Source organism: Microcoleus harperi Pol14_C6 (genome assembly GCF_036701295.1).
In the GTDB taxonomy this organism is placed as follows: domain Bacteria; phylum Cyanobacteriota; class Cyanobacteriia; order Cyanobacteriales; family Microcoleaceae; genus Microcoleus.
Genome location: NZ_JAUBQN010000002.1, coordinates 103,098 through 121,352, shown reverse-complemented (window position 1 = coordinate 121,352; position 18,255 = coordinate 103,098). Strand labels below are relative to the sequence as shown.

General features: G+C 44.3%; 19 protein-coding genes. 6 read left to right on the top strand and 13 right to left on the bottom strand.

Features of this window, described 5'->3' with window-relative positions; translation table 11 throughout:
* Window positions 1–67: 67 nt before the first annotated feature.
* The 6 genes from QUA27_RS02180 to QUA27_RS02155 form a co-directional block, all read right to left on the bottom strand.
* A complete protein-coding gene (locus QUA27_RS02180) occupies window positions 68–1,252 on the bottom strand; it encodes an aspartate aminotransferase (protein WP_333066069.1) in 1,185 nt (394 codons plus the stop codon).
* Between the two features lie 99 nt (window positions 1,253–1,351).
* Complete coding sequence (locus tag QUA27_RS02175) at window positions 1,352–2,497, bottom strand: iron-containing alcohol dehydrogenase family protein (protein ID WP_333066067.1); 1,146 nt, start codon at window positions 2,495–2,497, stop codon at window positions 1,352–1,354.
* Between the two features lie 281 nt (window positions 2,498–2,778).
* Window positions 2,779–2,910, bottom strand: coding sequence for a hypothetical protein (locus QUA27_RS02170; RefSeq protein ID WP_333066066.1), 132 nt, complete (start codon window positions 2,908–2,910; stop codon window positions 2,779–2,781).
* A 75-nt stretch (window positions 2,911–2,985) separates the two neighbouring features.
* On the bottom strand, window positions 2,986–3,303 hold the full coding sequence (locus QUA27_RS02165; RefSeq protein ID WP_333066065.1) for a hypothetical protein: 318 nt from the start codon (window positions 3,301–3,303) through the stop codon (window positions 2,986–2,988).
* A 216-nt stretch (window positions 3,304–3,519) separates the two neighbouring features.
* Window positions 3,520–3,804: a peptidase gene (locus QUA27_RS02160; RefSeq protein WP_333066063.1), complete on the bottom strand. Its 285-nt coding sequence runs from the start codon at window positions 3,802–3,804 to the stop codon at window positions 3,520–3,522.
* 219 nt (window positions 3,805–4,023) lie between these two features.
* On the bottom strand, window positions 4,024–4,455 hold the full coding sequence (locus tag QUA27_RS02155) for a hypothetical protein (protein WP_333066062.1): 432 nt from the start codon (window positions 4,453–4,455) through the stop codon (window positions 4,024–4,026).
* Between the two features lie 276 nt (window positions 4,456–4,731).
* Between QUA27_RS02155 and QUA27_RS02150 the strand changes: the two genes are divergently transcribed.
* Window positions 4,732–5,376 (top strand): peptidase M15, encoded by a 645-nt coding sequence (locus tag QUA27_RS02150; protein WP_333066061.1) that lies wholly within the window; start codon window positions 4,732–4,734, stop codon window positions 5,374–5,376.
* Here QUA27_RS02150 and QUA27_RS02145 read toward each other — a convergent pair whose 3' ends face one another.
* Window positions 5,377–5,667, bottom strand: coding sequence for a P-loop NTPase family protein (locus QUA27_RS02145; RefSeq protein WP_333066060.1), 291 nt, complete (start codon window positions 5,665–5,667; stop codon window positions 5,377–5,379).
* 35 nt (window positions 5,668–5,702) lie between these two features.
* Window positions 5,703–6,152, bottom strand: a complete 450-nt coding sequence (locus tag QUA27_RS02140; RefSeq protein ID WP_333066059.1) for a hypothetical protein — start codon at window positions 6,150–6,152, stop codon at window positions 5,703–5,705.
* Between the two features lie 404 nt (window positions 6,153–6,556).
* Here QUA27_RS02140 and QUA27_RS02135 point away from each other — a divergent pair, with 404 nt between their 5' ends.
* The 5 genes from QUA27_RS02135 to QUA27_RS02115 all read left to right on the top strand — a co-directional run bounded on the left by QUA27_RS02135 (window position 6,557) and on the right by QUA27_RS02115 (window position 13,224).
* Window positions 6,557–7,981, top strand: a complete 1,425-nt coding sequence (locus QUA27_RS02135) for an aspartate ammonia-lyase (RefSeq protein ID WP_333066058.1) — start codon at window positions 6,557–6,559, stop codon at window positions 7,979–7,981.
* A gap of 172 nt (window positions 7,982–8,153) precedes the next feature.
* The gene (locus tag QUA27_RS02130; protein ID WP_333066057.1) at window positions 8,154–8,480 is read left to right on the top strand and encodes a hypothetical protein; all 327 of its coding nucleotides are present in this window, start codon (window positions 8,154–8,156) and stop codon (window positions 8,478–8,480) included.
* Between the two features lie 125 nt (window positions 8,481–8,605).
* On the top strand, window positions 8,606–9,565 hold the full coding sequence (locus QUA27_RS02125; protein ID WP_333066055.1) for an Npun_F2552 family protein: 960 nt from the start codon (window positions 8,606–8,608) through the stop codon (window positions 9,563–9,565).
* Between the two features lie 587 nt (window positions 9,566–10,152).
* A complete protein-coding gene (locus tag QUA27_RS02120; protein ID WP_333066054.1) occupies window positions 10,153–11,493 on the top strand; it encodes a glycosyltransferase in 1,341 nt (446 codons plus the stop codon).
* A gap of 729 nt (window positions 11,494–12,222) precedes the next feature.
* The gene (locus QUA27_RS02115; RefSeq protein WP_333066053.1) at window positions 12,223–13,224 is read left to right on the top strand and encodes a class I SAM-dependent methyltransferase; all 1,002 of its coding nucleotides are present in this window, start codon (window positions 12,223–12,225) and stop codon (window positions 13,222–13,224) included.
* Window positions 13,225–13,295: 71 nt separating this feature from the next.
* Here the strand turns inward: QUA27_RS02115 and QUA27_RS02110 are convergent, their stop codons facing one another.
* The 5 genes from QUA27_RS02110 to QUA27_RS02090 all read right to left on the bottom strand — a co-directional run bounded on the left by QUA27_RS02110 (window position 13,296) and on the right by QUA27_RS02090 (window position 18,254).
* Window positions 13,296–13,502 (bottom strand): hypothetical protein, encoded by a 207-nt coding sequence (locus QUA27_RS02110; RefSeq protein ID WP_333066052.1) that lies wholly within the window; start codon window positions 13,500–13,502, stop codon window positions 13,296–13,298.
* A gap of 196 nt (window positions 13,503–13,698) precedes the next feature.
* The gene (locus QUA27_RS02105) at window positions 13,699–14,544 is read right to left on the bottom strand and encodes a WecB/TagA/CpsF family glycosyltransferase (RefSeq protein ID WP_333066050.1); all 846 of its coding nucleotides are present in this window, start codon (window positions 14,542–14,544) and stop codon (window positions 13,699–13,701) included.
* Between the two features lie 78 nt (window positions 14,545–14,622).
* Window positions 14,623–15,705 carry an NAD-dependent epimerase/dehydratase family protein gene (locus QUA27_RS02100; protein WP_333066049.1) on the bottom strand — a complete coding sequence of 361 codons (1,083 nt, stop codon included), beginning with the start codon at window positions 15,703–15,705 and terminating at the stop codon, window positions 14,623–14,625.
* Between the two features lie 59 nt (window positions 15,706–15,764).
* Window positions 15,765–16,994 (bottom strand): glycosyltransferase family 4 protein, encoded by a 1,230-nt coding sequence (locus tag QUA27_RS02095; protein WP_333066048.1) that lies wholly within the window; start codon window positions 16,992–16,994, stop codon window positions 15,765–15,767.
* 99 nt (window positions 16,995–17,093) lie between these two features.
* Window positions 17,094–18,254, bottom strand: coding sequence for a glycosyltransferase family 4 protein (locus tag QUA27_RS02090; protein ID WP_333066047.1), 1,161 nt, complete (start codon window positions 18,252–18,254; stop codon window positions 17,094–17,096).
* Window position 18,255: the final 1 nt, after the last annotated feature.

Genomic DNA, 18,255 nt, shown 5'->3' with positions numbered 1-18,255 from the left:
CATAGTTATTAGTTATTAGTTGTTAACTACTAACTAATGACCAATGACTAATGACTAATAATCATGACTATTGATAGCGAATGTTTGCTTGTTTCAAACGCCGCAATGCTTCTCCCAGTCGATCGCAATCTGCAATCAAACTAATTCTCACATATCCTTCGCCGCCCGGCCCAAAAGCATTGCCAGGAGTCACCACAACACCGGTTTGCTGCAAAACATTCAGGGCAAAATCCGTCGAACTCATGCCCGGAGTGCAGGGAACCCAAAGATACATTGCAGCCAGAGGTTTAGGAATATTCCACCCTAATTCTGCCAATCCTTCCACCATGAAATCCCGGCGAGTCCTGTAACGATTTTGCACTTCGTCCAAGTAACTATCGGGCAATTGCAGTGCTGTTTCTGCTGCTGTTTGCAAAGCGGAAAATATACCGTAATCTAGGTTAGTTTTTAAGGTCCGCAAACCTTGGATAATTTTGCTATTTCCTACTACAAAACCGACGCGCCAGCCAGCCATATTGTAGGTTTTGGACATGGTGTGAAATTCGACGCCGATTTCTTTACCGCCGGGAATTTCTAATAAACTTGTCGGTTGATAGCCGTCAAAGGCTAATTCCGCATAACACAAGTCGTGAACCAGCAAAATTTGATGTTTGTGTGCAAAAGCCACAATATCTTTGTAAAATTCGCGGGGTGCAGTTGCTCCAGTCGGATTGCTGGGATAATTGAAATAAAGTATTTTGGCTTGTTCGGCTACGCTGTCGGGAATGTCGGCTAAGTCAATTACCCAGTCATTTTCTGGTTTGAGGATGATGTTGTGAACTTTTGCACCCGCGATGATTGGCCCGCGAAATAATACGGGATAAGCAGGACTGGGTACTAATATTAAGTCCCCTGGATTGATATAGGCGATCGCAAAATGTGCTAAACCTTCTTTAGAACCCAACAAAGGCAATGCTTCGCTTTCTGGATCGAGTTCAACATTGTAGCGGCGGCTGTACCATTTAGTAATAGTACGGCGAAAACTGGCAGTTCCTTCAAAGGGTGGATAGCCGTGATTGGCAGTATTTTGGATGGCTGCGACGGCGGCTTCTACTACTGGTTGAGGAGTGGCACCGTCGGGGTTTCCCATTCCTAAGTCTATTAAATCGAGTCCTTGTTCGCGGGCGCGGGCTTTGAGTTCGTCGAGACGGGCAAATACGTAGGGCGGTAGTTTTTGCAACCTGTCAGCAGGGCTAATCCAATCCAAGGTCATTTATTTTTTGTCAGTTGTCAGTTTTCCTGGTTTGTAGTAAGGACTTTTGTCCTTGCTAGCACAGCCTTTTCAGGACTTTAGTCCTTACTACAAACTGTTTTAATTCTTAATCTTTAATTCTCCCACAGGTGCGGTGGTAGAAACCATCGCTGCCATTAATTGTTGGGGAACGACTTTAAAAGGCAGTCTGTGGATGTCGGAATTAGGATTGCAGGCGATATCGGCGGCGCGCTGCAATTCTGCTATGGTAATGTCTCCGAGTCCGAGGTTGTCTAAAGTTTGGGGTAATCCAATCTCGACGTAGAATTTTAGCAGTTGCTGTCTGGCGCTAGCGGCAAGTTGATTGTTTTGCAGCATTTCTTCTAGTCGCAGTTGTACTAAAATGCCGTAGGCAACTTTTTCGCCGTGCAATGTGCCGTGACTTGCTAATAGATGAGTTAGGCCGTTGTGGACGGCGTGTGCGGCGACGGTGCGACATTGGGCGCCGCCAATTCCGCCGATTACTCCTGCTAGCAATACGGCTGCATCTGTGACTTCTTGCCAGGTTTCGCTACCGGGTTCTTTAAGGGCGGCGGCTGATTTTTGGAATAATATATCGCGCAGTATTCTAGCTTGTTGAACGGCCGAAATAATCAGGGTTTGTTCGGAGTGTCCGCTGCTTACTGATGCTTCGTACCATTTGGCGATCGCATCTCCAATTCCTGCTACTAATGTCCGCTGCGGTGCGGTTTGAATTAAGCCGTAGTCGAGTATTAATAAGTCGGGACATCTGGCTAAGGTGACATCGTATTGGAATGCACCTTGTTCTGAATAAATGTTAGAAAGGGCTGTCCAAGCGGCACAGGTGGCTGCTGATGTGGGTATGGTGACGATCGGGAGTTTGCACTGATAAGCGACGAGTTTGGCTGCGTCTAAGGCTTTGCCGCCGCCGACACCGATGATGAAATCGGCTTCATGGGTTTGGGCTGCTGCGCGGAGGGTTTCGAGGCTGGTTTCGCTGCAATCCTTGCCGTATGCTGTTTCGGCAGATTGTAACTGCTGCTGTTCGAGGATTGGTTGCAGGTAGGGTTCGGCGGCGGCGAGGGAGTGGCTGCCGCCGACGATTAGCGGCCGCTTTCCGAAACGGGCGATCGCATCTCCGGCTTGTGCGATGGCCGATCGACCTCGCAATACACAGGCGGGAGCAATTGTCAAGGAATAAATTGCTGTTGGGGTGGCGGTTTTAGTGCTTTGGGTTTGAGTCATCGAACCACTGGATAAGTGACGAGAAGGTTGACGCTTTGCAGGATTGCTGGATTTTATAGGATAACTCTAACCCATGTTGGGCGATCGGGTAAGTTTTGTAAAGTTTTTATTAAGTATTGTGCCGGGTTGGGGGATGGGAGGGGGGAGTTGAGGGGCGGGCGATCGAACTATCATTACAATTGAGGCTTAACGTACAAATCCCAGACTCGTTTCACTTCTGCTGCATCCGGTTGAGAAATTTGCCCGATTTTCGGTAGGAACAAAGACTTTTCCAGACAATCTCATCTAGACAAGCGTACTGTTGAAGCAACGAGCAAACCGCTGACAGACCAATCATTAAGAAATACATCAGTTTGGCTGCGGGGTCTTGCAGAGGTGACGGCGACTGCTACCACATCCTGCCATCCAACCACAGCAAAAGTATGGGGCGTTTTTTATAGTCTGTGCCATTTGTAAAGGGAATATTTGCCACCAAAAAATCACCTGGTTCAATAGTCGTCATAAAGTCCTTCGTCTTCGGGTGCGTAACCTTTCAAAAAATCGTCGTGGCTGCGAGTAGTAGCTGGGTCAATTAAATAGTCTTCGCCGTCTAGTCCAAAAAACTCGGTTAATTGGGCAGCGGTTAAATCTTGTTGGGTGGCGCTCTCCCTAAACAGTTCTAATATTTTAGGAGCTTCTAATATTCTCGTCAAAAAATCTCTCAACCCTCGCTTGGGAGGTATAGCTTCGGCTGGCGAAAAACTAGCATCAAAAAAAGCATTTTGTAACAGCTTTACTTGTTGTGAGCGCTGTAATAAAAAGTCCACAAAATTGAGAATTTTTTGTTGTTTTTTGGGCGGAAGAAGTCGCAAGTTTTGTATTTTTTTTCGATACTTAGGGCTTTTTTCATAGATTTTTTCCGTTCATCTTTGTTATATTCCTGCATTACCTACCTATTTTATAAAGACTCTCAAAGGTGAGAGCTTTCCTGATTCTAGCCAGTTCAAAAATATAACCGCTCGAAGTTCCTCACCTCTTTGGTTTTAATCGTTGGAGGTGGGCTGCTTTTTCCGGCCAAACAAACCAGACATACTTAAACCAGTCACTAACAAGCCTATCATTCCCAATCCGTTCAAAATCGGATAAATGGCTTGCAGGTGAAAGATTTCGCCTGTATGAATTTTCAACAAGAATCTCGATGAAATTTCTATACCCAGCGGCCACTCTCGGACAATTGTGATCACCATTCCAGTCAAGACAGTCAGCGCGATCGGCAAAGCAACAATAAGGCCTAGAATGCGGTGGTATTTGCGAAATGCTCTCTTCATAGTGGTTGAAAGTTTGGGAATACTGAGGTTATATAAGGAGCGAGCGTTGAGTGCTTGTTTCTGAGTAAGTGCGATCGCATAACTCTCACAGGACTTACGCACTCCGACGCACAGAAACCGGATTTTTTAACTTTTATTCAAGGTTTGAACCAATTACCGGAGTTAAAAAACTCGGTTTCTGCGTCTCAGACTCTAGAATCAAGCACTCACCACTGAAATTTAGGACTTAGGAATACTACCGATCGTCTTTTCCAGCGACTGCAATTGAGTCAGCACTTGGTCTTTACTTGGCTGAGATTTTTTGAGCTCAGTCATCACTTTTTCAGTGGTATCCTCAACTGCATCGTAGCTTTTAGGAGATTTAGCTTTGATACCGTCTTCTACTTTCTTCCAGGCATTCTCAAATTTGTCAAATTCGGTTTTGGCTTTGGCAAAGTTTCCAGCCTGAACTGCTGCTTTGGTACTGGAAACCACACCACTCAATTCTGCATAGTTTCCCTGGGATGCTGCTTTCTCAGTTTTTACAGCAGTAGCAGCAGGAACCGGGGCGGGTGAAGTTGGGGGAGTGGAAGCTTCTTTAGCGCTGTCGCAACCAGCCAAAGCTAGAAGGCTGATGGCGCTAAGGACAAGGATTTGATTAAAACGAGCCATGAACAATCCTCACATAGATCGATACTAGAATCTATTGTGTCATAAAAAAAATCGGATCTGTGGGAATAAATCAACATCCTGCGGGATAGTAAATTTTGAAGCTGGAAGTCGGCTGATAGTTTGGTAGGTTTGGTAGGTTTGGGTAGAGGGAGGAAACGCCACTAGATAATGGTTTGCCACTGTTGATCTGAATACATTGCAACCCAACCTATTGACTAAATTATCTGTCAGTGTTTAACATTAAGCTATTCACCTCTAATTGTTGTAGTTCAGTCTATGAGAAAGCCACAAACTGTTAAAGCTTTGGAAGAGCTAGGACGGGTTCAACTCTCTAAAAGTTTTTTCATGCGTGAGTTTCTTTATTCAGAAATCTCTCAAATTGAAGGTATCCCTAACATTCCTAGCGATCCTGACTTGGCGATCGAAGCAGGAAAGAATTTGTGTGAGAGGGTGCTTGAACCAATTCAAGATGCGCTTGGTCGGATTAGTATCCGCTCAGCGTATCGTTCTTGTGCGGTGAACGCTAAAGGAGCAGAGAATAAAAATCAGTACAACTGTGCCAGTAATGAGTCTAACTATGCACAACATATCTGGGACGTAAAAGATTCAGAGGGGTATATGGGAGCAACAGTATGTATTGTGGTTACATCATTCATCCCTTACTATGAACGCACTCAAGATTGGACAGCATTGGCATGGTGGATACATGACCACATTGATGCTTATGCAGAAATGACCTTTTTTCCAAACTATGCAGCATTCAACATTAGGTGGAGCGAGAATCCTAATGTTTCAAAAACCATTTCTAGCTACGTAAGAAACCCGCACACTGGTAAGAATAGCGGGTATCTGACAAAGGAGGGTATGGATAATTTCTTAGGTTTGCATGAGCAGTTTTACCAAGAATTTATCGCTCGCTAACTAAACATCTTTTTGAACTTCTATGCGATAGTTGTAGCCCTGTTCGGTGAGGAAGACTTGGCGGTGTCGGGCAAAATCTTCCTCGCAAATTTGTAGCGATACTAATGTATAAAAACTCACAGTATGTCCGTCGGATTTGGGGCGGAGAATTCGTCCGAGGCGCTGCGCTTCTTCTTGGCGAGAACCATACTTTCCCGATACTTGAATCAACACATCGGCATCGGGTAAATCGACGGCAAAATTGCCCGCGCGAGACAGAACGTAGAGTGCGTCGCTACCAACAATCTCCAAGCAGCTTCAATATCTCGTGGCGACGCACCATACAATTAGTCGATCGAAACTGACAGAGTGTAACTGGCTCCTCCTCGTTCCGTACCGACAACTATCTGATATTTACCCGTCTGGGGCAATTCTCCAGACCAGCTTTTTTGTCCTTCAGCTACGGCGTTTGTATTGGGATCGATTACCTTAAAAACAGCATTTCCCTCAACTGATTGGATCTCAACATTCATGGTTTGACCTTCTTTGGCGTTAATCAGATAAATCATGACTTCGCCGCGCGCTACTCCTCCTTTTACTTCCGCTGAACTAGCACCCCGCTTAAACTGAATCTCCTGCTGGCGCTGACTCATTAAAATCGCCGGTTTTTCCGGGATGGATGCTGTGGGAACAATGCTGGATATAGCCTTTACTGAAGCCGGAAAAATCGCAGAGGCACTTAAGCCGATTATCAAAATATTTAGCGGATGTTTGAAATTTTTTGCGGGTTTGTTCATAGTAGTTTAATACTCTTGTGAAATGGATTTACTTGTATGATTATAGCTGACTCATCTTGTCTGTATGCGATCGCCCTTACCGATCGACTAATTTTAGCTTTTGCAAACTGTCAATCAATTGGAGATTTAAAATTTTAGATGGAAGCCTAAGATGTGGGATAATTTTGTACGATCGGGACTTACGCATTACTGTAAAGTTGCCTGGGGGCGCAGAAAAGTAAGATCGCCCGTCAGCCGTGTTACCAAAAAAATTGCTAGTCCACGACGTACAAAAACCTTCAGGAACCGGGTTTCTTGACAAAAAACTAAGCTTTCAAACATATTTCCCGACAAGAAACCCGGTTTCTGACCAACTGTGCGTAAGTTCTATTTTCGCAATTCCTAATTATCACAAACCAGACGATATGACTCAAAACCAAACCGCAACCTATCGCACTGAAAGCGACTCGATGGGGGACAAACAAATCCCATCTAATGTCTACTACGGCATCCAAACCCTGCGCGCAGTTGAAAATTTCCCGATCAGCGGCATTAAGCCTTTATCAACATACGTTGATGCTTGTGTTTTAATTAAAAAAGCAACAGCGATCGCCAATGGCGAACTCGGCTGCATTCCCCAAGACATCAGTCAAGCAATTGTCCAAGCAGCAGATGAAATCCTAGCTGGCAAATTGCGCGATCAATTTGTAGTTGATGTCTACCAAGCCGGCGCCGGAACTTCTCACCACATGAACGTTAATGAAGTTCTTTCAAATCGCGCTTTAGAAATTATGGGCGATGAAAAAGGCAACTACAAGCGCGTCAGTCCTAACGATCATGTAAACTACGGTCAATCGACAAATGATGTGATTCCGACTGCGATTCGTATCGGCGGATTGTTGGCATTAGAAAAAACTCTGTTTCCGGCTTTGTCGGAGGCCGTAGTCGCCCTAGAAAACAAAGCCGAAGAATTTAAAGATATAGTTAAATCCGGCCGCACTCATATGCAAGATGCTGTGCCGGTTCGACTGGGCGATACCTTCGGCGCTTGGGCGCAAATTCTCAGAGAACATACCTTGAGAATTGACAGGGCATCCGATGATTTGACATCACTGGGGTTGGGGGGAAGTGCGGCAGGAACAGGCTTAAACACTCACCCTGAATACTGTCAAAAAGTTGCTGAAATCCTCTCCGAATTAATCGACCACCGCGTGAAACCAGCAAGGCATTTAATGGCAGCTATGCAGAGTATGGCACCGTTTGTAAATGTGTCCGGCGCACTGCGAAATCTCGCTCAGGATTGCGTTAAAATCTCCCACGACTTGCGTTTGATGGACTCCGGGCCGAAAACGGGTTTGAAAGAAATTCAACTGCCTCCTGTGCAACCTGGTTCGTCCATTATGCCGGGAAAATACAATCCTGTGATGGCAGAAATGGCATCGATGGTGTGTTTTCAAGTTATGGGTTACGATAGCGCGATCGCCCTGGCAGCCCAAGCGGGACAATTAGAATTGAACGTGATGATGCCCCTGATTGCCTACAATCTCATTCACAGCATCGAAATTTTGGGCAATACCATCAGCGCGCTGACTACACAATGCCTCGCCAAAATTGAAGCTAAGGGCGATCGATGTCTCGCTTATGCTGAAGGTAGTCTCGCCCTCGTTACCGCCCTCAACACTCACATCGGCTATCTCAACGCCGCCGCTGTCGCCAAAGCATCTCTAGAAACTGGCAAATCTCTGCGGCAAATTGTGTTAGAACAAGGTTTAATGAGTGCAGAAGAGTTGGCAAAAGTTCTAGATTTAGAGAAAATGAGTGCGATGCCGACATCTTCTGCTAACGTTTAGGATCTCGCAGGTACCAGCTAGAAACTCGAAGGCTGAACTCGATTTAATTCTGCCTTCTGCCTTCTGAGTTCTGCCTAACGGCTGTCACAGGTTAAAGTTAAACTATTCAGAATTCAATTTTTTTAGATTTAATTCTGGATTTTTTATAGTCTAAAGTTTGGGAGCAAGATTTATGCGCGCAGGTTCTTTTGCCAAATTAACTCAAGATAAAGAGAACACAACTCAAGTAACATTTCATTATGTGGAGGGTCACGCAGAAACCTTTACTATTCCGATGCCTGCACAAGAATTCCAAGAGGAAGTGCTGACTTTGTTAAGTCAACCTTGGTTGACTTTCCATTTAGCCGACCAAACTGTGTTTATTTGTACGGCCCGGTTGGTAAAAGTAGAAGTAAAACCCGCAATTCCCGACCTGCAAGGCCAAGGAATATTCTCTAACTCGCTGCGAGTTAGTACCATGCAGCGGGCTGCTGTTGGTAGATTGCCGATGAATAGTTAGGGTTCGTTTGTATTGAGATGATTCAATGTAACGCAGGCGCAGATTACCTTGGTTAGGGTGTTCCGTGCCTGCGTTATATTGAGATTATTCCCGAGCGATAACCAATTACCAATTAATTCATAATTATGTCTGCTGTTAGTTTAATTCGTGCCAATTCATACGATCGCCAAATCTTGCAAACCTCTTTAGAAAGTTTGCTGGCACCCTTGGGCGGAATGTCGGCTTTTGTCAAATCGGGCGATCGGGTTTTACTCAAACCCAATCTCCTCACCGGTTCTCGCCCTACAAAAGAATGTGTCACCCGCCCAGAATTGGTTTACTGCGTCGCTAAAATGGTCAGTGAAGCGGGAGGAAAACCGTTTTTAGGCGATAGTCCGGCTTTTGGTAGCGCCATGGGTGTAGCCAAAGCCAACGGTTATTTGCCACTGTTGGAAGAACTGAATTTGCCAGTAGTTGAGTTTCAAGGAAAACGCTACGAAACTGTCAGCGAAGATTTCAATCATCTGCGAATTTGCAAAGAAGCAATGGAAGCGGATGTAGTGATTAATTTGCCCAAACTAAAATCTCACGTTCAATTAACCGTGACAATGGGCGTGAAAAATTTGTTCGGCTGCGTCCCCGGCAAAATGAAGGCTTGGTGGCACATGGAAGCTGGCAAAGATAGCGCCAGATTCGGTGAAATGCTGGTAGAAACTGCCCGGGCAATTAACCCAAATTTGACGATTTTGGATGGCATTATCGGCCACGAAGGTAACGGGCCAAGCGGCGGCGAACCTAAGTTTTTGGGAATTTTGGCCGCCTCGGATGATGTTTTTGCTTTGGACAGAACTTTAGTGGAAATTATTAATGTCGATCCGGCAGCGGTTCCCACTGTAGCTGGGGCGATGAGATTGGGACTTTGCTCGAATTTAGAGGCGATTGATTTTCCGCTTTTGCAGCCGGAAAATCTCAAGGTTTTGGATTGGAAGTTGCCTGAAAGCATGATGCCGATCGACTTCGGTATGCCCCGCGTGGTGAAGTCTGCCTTTAAACACCTTTATATCCGGTTTATTAAAGAAAAGTTCAGCATCAAGGCTTCGCATTAGTGAAGAGAGAAGGGGTAAAATTTCTTTTTTTATTCCTTCTCGCTCGCCTGGTTAATTGTAAAGAAATATGATGGTCATGTTACAATGTATCTATTTATGTAAAGTTTCAATAACTTTGTCATAAATCTATGGTTTAAAGTATTTGTCTCGCCGTATACAGAAATCGCAAGCATTCTGGCTCGCTCGAAACAGTTTGAGGAGCCTATTTAAGCATAAACACTGGTAATATCAGCTTATTTAAACCAAATCTAGCCTAAAATTGTGTTCTTCTTTACAATTAACGCAGAAATTATAAAGATTCAGTAAAGATAGAAAAACCTTATTGACAGTTATACGTAGAGCACACGATGATGGCGACATATCAAAAAGACCTCTTCTTAAACAATAAAGGTCTAAGCAAGTTCCAGTATCCATCTTAAGTATTAGATATCTCCGAAACAGCGTCTGAAATGCTGATCGTATAAGGCGTGGAAATTTAAATTCGGTCGATGTCTGTTATGGCGATCGATCAACAGCCCTTGCCAAGTACAGCAAAGATTCACTACCGCATCAACAGTAAAAACTTAAAATCAGGAAGTACCTAACCTATGCTTACTAACAACAATCTGACAATCTTACAGCCACTCAAAGCTAAGCTTTTGCCAAACGGTGAAGTTTTACTCACCCGTAAATTGATTGAAGCAGTTGGTGAGTTAGCCAAGTATTGGTTGGGTTCCATTACGGTGATGATGGAAGAAACCCATGAAGACAACGACCAGATAGATTCAAAAATATTCAAACTTGATGGATTGCCCTTCAAACTGGAAATAATTTCTTTTGACCAAATCACCCCAGAATTACTACATCAGCATCAGAGTGGGCTGGTATTGGCTGTCCCGGAATACAGACAGAACCATATCAGTAAAGTGTGTAAAATAGCGGGAGTACCGTGTATTTATGTTTCCGAATACAGTCTGAACACTCGCAAACAGATCGTGAATGTGAGTACGCGCAATCCCTTGATCCGCTTGCGAAGAATTCTTTGGACTTACAGTCAGGAATATAAGCAGCGCAAGGCGATCGCAATGGCAGAGGGATTGCAGTGCAACGGCACCCCTACATACCAAGCATACAAGCATCTCAATCGCAACCCACAGTTGTTCTTGGACACGCGGATTAGAGAGGATATGTTAGCAACAGAAGCTGACATTGAACGACGAACTGAAAATCGCTCTCAAGATATGCCTCTCCGGCTAGTATTCTCAGGTCGCCTAATTAAGATGAAAGGGGCCGATCATTTACTTGAGGTCGCTAGAGAACTCAAACAACTGAAGGTGAAATTTGAAATGTTCATCAGTGGTATTGGTGAATTAGAAGAGATGATGCACCAGCAAATAGCTGCCAATCAACTTAATGATTGCGTGAAAATGCTCGGAGTGCCTGACTTTAAAACAGAGTTTTTCCCCTTTGTGAAGAACAATATTGATTTGTTTGTTTGCTGTCACCGGCAGGGCGATCCTTCTTGTACTTACATAGAAACTATGGCTGGCGGCGTGCCTATTGTTGGGTATGCTAACGAAGCATTCCAGGGAATTGTAGAAATGTCGGAGGCAGGATGGGCGGTGCCAATGAATCAGCCTAAACAGATGGCGAAGAAAATTGCAGAACTTAGCCACAACCGGGAAGAAATTAAATCGATGTCGTTCAAGTCGCTGAAGTTTGCTCAACAGCACACATTTGAGAAGACTTTTCAAGCGCGCATAAAACATATGCAGGCTATTGCCTACTCAACGCGGCCTAATCTAGTCACCGAAACTCAAGTATCAAGACTCCGGACAGTTTTTGAGACAGAGGCTGAAACCATCATTCTACCGTTAGCAGTTGACCTCCATGAGAATGCTGAAACCCGCATTCTGCCGTTAGTGATTGAAAACTGTCCGGACTATTGAAGTATCTGATGCTCTAGGTAGGGTTTTGGCATACAGTCAACTGCCTTAAGAATCCTTCTGCCTATGATTGAGACTGGTTTCATTAAGGTAGCCACGGAAATCGGAGGTCTTGTAAAGGCAATGGTTGAGGTGAGCGATCGCCATTAGATTTAGATGTTTTTTTCAAACTTAATAGCATCAAACTCGACTGGGCGATCGCACTTATTCCAGAGGTTTTCAAGTCTCATTTAACGGGCTACATTTTCTGACCAACTACCAGATCCCATAGCAACCCTAAACCATTGAGCGACCAACTCATTTTCCTTTCCACTGGAACTGGCAAAAGTAACAGTGGTTTGAGTTAAAATCTTGTTAAATCAACCACTTCATTATTTACGTATGTGCACAACTGCTTTTATTAGTATCATAGCCTAGAGACCTACCCCGTTGATAACTTAATATATCCTTGAATTAGTGCTTAATTATTGATAACATAAAAACTTACTCACACCCAGCTAGTGGAAGGTGTAGTTTTTTATAAAAACTGATAGAGTAAGTTAAATGCGTTAGCTTAAATTGGATGTTACCTGAAAACCCCACCTTAGCAATTGTATTCCAAAAACTTCATAAGTTTTAGGTATTCATCTGCTGTGTTTAGTATCCCGCAATTATCACTCACACATAATCTCCCGGATCGATCTAACATAATTGGTTATTAGTACGTCCATTACCTAAGTAAGGCAAACTAAAATGCAGCAAAGTCAACAGTGCTTAAGCCCTACCATCACCTGTCCGATATCGGGACAGAGTATGAAACCGTGGCTATTTATACCCGGTGATTGGCGCAGACCTAGAAATAAAGAGTCATTTCAATTGTACTGGTGCGAAAAGTCACAACTTGGATGCATTCATCCTCTACCCGATCTCAACAAAATCACCAGCTTCTACGACATCGATGAGTATTATACTCATCATATAGACTTTACAGGCTTTGTATCTGCCTCTTCTATTTCTTTCTTCGATAAATTGCGTACCCATCTAGCTTGGCGTTTCGATCGCGGAGTAGATGTCACAAGTAAATGGTGGAAGCAACAGTTCGGGACTGCTTCCTCGTCGATCTTAGAAATTGGTTGCGCCAACGGACATCTGCTGCAAGAACTGCAAGCAGATGGTCACAAAGTCTGGGGCGTAGAACCCGATCGACAAGCTTTGGTTTTGGCCCAGCAGCAGCGAGGTCTTAATGTATTTTATGGTACTGCGGAATCTTTGCCCCCGGAAGTCCAGTCTAGACAGTACGACATAATTGTGATGAACCATGTACTCGAACATACCAGAGATCCTTTACTTGCACTCCGCAATGCCATGCAGTTGCTCGTGGAGGGTGGTAAATTGGTGATGGAAGTACCAAATAACTCTTGTATTGGGCTGAAATTATCAGGGATTACATGGATGCATCTAGATGTACCAAGGCATTTGTATTTCTTCACACCGCAGAGCTTTCGCGCTATCTGTGAAAAAGTAGGATTTGAGATAATTTCTACCCAATTTAATGGCTACTATCGCCAATTCGACAACACTTGGATCAATGATGAAAGAAAAATTTGCCGTCTGTTCGATTCAATGGCATCTCATCAGATAGTAAAGCCCAAAGAAAACAGTAAAGTCCAAGCTTGGAAGCTACTGCTGAAAACTATTTTTGCTGCTGATGAAAACAAGTACGATTCGATACGGATTGTGGCCCAAAAACCATAGCTCGATCGAGGTAAGGGCAATAAATTTTTGGTTTGATTATCAAGTTTGGTTACACACTCGCCATACTTTGGCTATCCCCTGCGATCGTCGCCCATGCCAGGAGTACAGTCACACCAAATGCGACTATTGACCCAGCAATCCACCTGACTCGATCGAGACTGACCCACCAACTTTGTATGTAAGGTGTGCAGTCCGCAGCTTACTGCATAGATAATGTAAAAATTGCTTTCTGGCGTAATATCGTTTGCGGTTGCATCGGCATAATATATTTGGATCATATCAGTGGGATATCTTAAGCTCGCGATTTGGGTAGCGAGCTTAAGATATCCCACTATAATTCCGATGCCACCGGATTTGATATAAGTTTTCTTGAATATCCGATCGCAGTTGCACCTCAAAACGATTAGTTACGATGTGTTTGCTTTTTTACTTTTTTCTTGTGAGCACCCATAATGCACAAGAAACTTTTAAATTTCAACCATATAATACTTCTTCTACAGGCGGCGTCGCGTCTGTGGGGTCGAACTTTTTGATTTTCAAAGCTTGTAGCAAAAACAGCCAGATATAAAGCGGATTCAAAAAAACATACCTCTGCCAAAGGCGCCGAGGTTCTTTCATCATCCGAAACAGCCATTCCAAACCTATCTTAGATAAAAACTCAGGAGATTTAGCCAAATTACCCGCATGAAAATCGTAAGCAGCACCTACAGCAATCAGCGGCATTGATAAGTCATCCCGGTATTCGTAAGCCCAGACTTCTTGTCGCGGACACCCCAAACCGACAAAAGTAATTGCTGCACCGCTGTTGCGAATTTGCTGTGCAATTTCTTGCTTCTCTTGGGGCGAAACTTGCCTAAATTTAGAAGGCTGAGTTCCAGCAATAATTAACTTGGGAAAACGCTGGCAGAGATTGCAACATAAAGCCTCGAGTACAGAAGCTTGAGAGCCGTACAAATAGATAGGTAATCCTTCTTCTGCCGCACGTTCGCAGATTTGTAACATCGCATTCGGCCCGCAAACTCGATCGGGCAATTCCGTATGGTATAGCCAATTTAACGCCCACCTGACCGGCTGTCCGTCTGGCAATACTAAGTCAATGTGATTAATCCGATAACGATGAGTGCTGTCGAGAACCCCAGTCATTACCCCGTGAACAGCGAGAGCAGAAACTGACATTGGTTTTCCGGCGCTGGCTGCCGCAATAATTTTGCTAACAGCCGCTTCATAATTAACGGCATTTACTAATATGCCGAGTACATTCTTTTTCCCTTTATCAATCATGGAACACCTCTTTAAGCCAACGCTCGCGGTTACAGCCATAAATCTCCCCTAAGATTTGTTTAACTTTGTATTCTTCAATCGTTTACCTAAATTCCCAGCACATTCTGTTTGCCCCGCTCAATCATTGGAATCCTCTTTCAGCCAACGCTCGCGGTTACATTCATAAATCTCCTGTAAGATTTGTTTAACGTCATATTTCATTTTCCAGTTGGGATAGTGACTGGAAAATTTTGAATTATCGCTAATCCACCAAATGTGATCGCCAATTCGATTCCCCTCAGCATAAGTCCAATTAAACTTGCGTTCCGCAATTGCCTCGCACATTTGGATAGCTTCTAACATCGAACAATTGCTGTACCTGCCTCCTCCTGTATTATAAACTTGGGCACTTCTGGGAGCTTTATAAAATTCATAAAATGCCGAAATTAAATCCGCGCTGTGAATGTTATCGCGGACTTGCTTGCCTTTGTAGCCAAACACAGTGTAAGGAGTTCCCGTGACAGCACACTTCATCAAGTAGGCGAGGAAACCATGCAATTGAGCTCCTGAGTGATTTGGACCCGTCAAACAGCCGCCGCGAAAACAAGCGGTGTTCATATTAAAATATCGACCGTATTCTTGGACTAAAACGTCAGCAGCTACCTTAGAAGCACCAAACAAACTGTGCAAGCACTGATCTATTGACATATCTTCCCGAATGCCGCCTTCGTAAGTATGCCCGGGTTGAATTTCCCACCTGTGTTCTAATTCAATTAAAGGCAAACTGTTAGGCGTATCGCCGTATACTTTGTTTGTAGAAGTGAAAATAAAAACAGCTTTGGGACAGTACAGACGAGTTACTTCTAGAAGATTGAGAGTGCCGTTGGCATTGACTGTAAAGTCTATTTTCGGAGCACGGGAAGCCCAATCATGGCTGGGCTGGGCTGCTGTGTGAATTACTAATTCGATTGACTCGCCGTACCGCTGAAAGATATTGGTAATCGCTTCATAGTCGCGAATGTCCACATCTAAGTGATAATACTTGGTACCCAAGGACTTTTCGAGCAGTTGGCGGTTCCAGTTTGTAGAACCATCAGCACCAAAAAAGAACTGGCGCATATTATTGTCGATGCCAACTATATCTAAGCCTTGTTTGGCAAAGAACTTACACGCCTCAGAGCCAATTAAACCCGCCGAGCCAGTAATGATTGCAACGCCCACGTTTCACCGCCTGAAAAAATATAGTTTTCTTTGTTTTGCCCGATCGAACAAATCAGAAGTTATCCTGATTTTCCATCGAATACATCTTCGCACAATTGGGCGAAGAATAGACCTTTAACATCCCAATCATAGATTTCCATGACGCGCGTTTGACCCGCTTGACCTAAGCGATCTCGCAATTCACGATCTTTGGCTAAACACACTATAGCTTCTGCTAGACCCTGCACAGTGCGATCGGGATCAGTAGCAGCCACTTTAATGCCCGTTTGCTCCGTTACTTGAGTAGCCGGCCCGCCCAAATCCAAACAAATAGTCGGACGGCCAACACCCATCATTTCCGTGCACACAAAACCGCCAGAGTCATGCAAACTCGGATGGAGGAGAACGTGAGACTCCCCCATTTTAGAAAGAGTTTCAGTGCGAGATAAAGTTCCCCAAAAAAATACTTTATTTGCCAATCCCAATTCTGTGGCCAAAGCTTCCAAACGCTGCCTTTCCGGGCCGTCTCCGACAATCCAGTATTCGGATTGTTCCAGCTTCGCCTCCGCAAATGCACGGAGTCCTAAGTGCACCCCTTTCCAGTGTAAGAGACGACCGACACTGATGAATCTAATTGGTTGCTCCGGCGGGGTAGGAAATTTCTCTAGTTCTTGAATTTCCTGCTGCGATAAACCGACTTGCGAGAAAATCTTCACGTTTTTTGCTTTGAGAAATCGCAGTCGGGCTGCGGTTTCTTCCGTAGTCGCCAGCGCCACGGCACTGCGACGCGCTGTCAGACCCACAAACGGATCGCGTTCTCCTAGGCTTTGAGCCAATGCTCGCAGCGTTTCGTAAATTTTGCCCCGGCGACTAAAATCTTGCCAAAAAGGCTTTGGTGCTGCTTCTGCACCCCCCACAGGCCCCCAAATAAAAGGATGTGGCAACAGCGCCAAGAAACTGGGAGACCAATGTTTGACATAGGTTACGTGATGTACTACGTCAAAACCAATTTCGCGATCGAGCTTCCGAGCGATAAAATAAGCCCAGATTTGCCACAGATAGTAGTGAAGTTGCAGCAATCCTTGTTTCCCCTTCCAATCTTCGCTCCACCCAAACGGATCGAAATAAACAAAGTGCAAATTTGGCACTGGGTTGCGCTCTAGTTCTGCTTCAATGTACGATCGACAAAACGTGCGAGTAAATACCCAGCTTTCGTGATGTTTAGCAGATTGGATAACAGTATTCCATCCTACTCCCTCTTCGGAGCCGAGATTCGGTTCGCAAGCAAACGCAGATAATAAAACTTTCATGGCTAAGTGGTAATTGCTAAGTGGTAATTGCTAACTTTTCCCTCTACCCTCTTTTATCCCTCCGTTAAATCATTTAAAAACTCCCTTGCCGAACTTGCTTCATCTATTCTCCATCAAAAAAGATGTAACTTCGACGTAAGCTTTAGCTGCTGTTTCTGGAGTTTTTTGAGAAATTATTTGTCGTGACTGCTCTCCCATCGACTCAATCAAATCAGGATTATCTAGAAAAACTTGCATTTTCTCCGCTAACTCTTTAGCACTGCTAGGATCGAAAATATAACCGTTCTCACCTGACATAATTAACTCATAGGAAGCTGCACCATTTGAACACAACACTGGTTTTCCGAACACCATCGCTTCGGGAACAACCATACCCCAGACATCCTCAAAAGTAGGAAACACAAAAATATCAGCTTGCTGAAAATAAGCACCTAAATTTCCATATTCCACCCATCCCGCCCACGTTACTTGCTCTTCAAAATCGCACTCTTTAATAAATGCTTCCAGTTCTTCCCGCTGATCTCCCTTGCCAATAATCAACAGCGAATAATCAACATAACCTTGATTTTTAAGAATAGCGCAAGCTTCTAAAAGCGTTTTAATTCCCTTTCTCGCCGTGATGCGCCCTACATACAGAAAAATCGGGCGTTTTAACTGCAAGTTGGGCGGCTTAGTTTGATCTAATCGTTTCAGCAAAGCTCCCGCATCAGGTACGAGATAGGTTCGGGTAAAAATTTTCTCCTCCGGTACGTTGAGAACTTCCATAAGATATTTTTTACCTGCATTGCTATTGGCAACAAAAGCATCGGCAAACCGCACAAGAATGCGGCGCACAAATGTCCTAAAACTGGAATCTCGAAAGTCTGTATTTGGGGAACTACCGTCGTAAATAATCGCAATTTTCCACCTCAGTAGCGGTTTTAAAAATGCCACAATTACAGTCCACAAAGAGAAAGCTTGGGGAAAGACCACATGAGGTCTAAATTTTAGCAAATAGCCGATAATACTAGGCGATACTACAATGAATCCGCGATCGTATCCTGTTTCTATCTTTTCCGTCTCGACAAATGTAGTCTCCCCTACCAACTGAATTGCCGATGCTCCCGGCAGCGTAGGATCGAACCCAGACCAAACACGACCAGTATAAAATACAGTATTCTTAAAAATTTTTGTAAATTCCCTCAAAACAGGCTGCCAGTAAGCTCCCAGTTCCACTTCCGGGACAAGCCAAGCAATGCGGAGTTCATTTCTATCAACCATC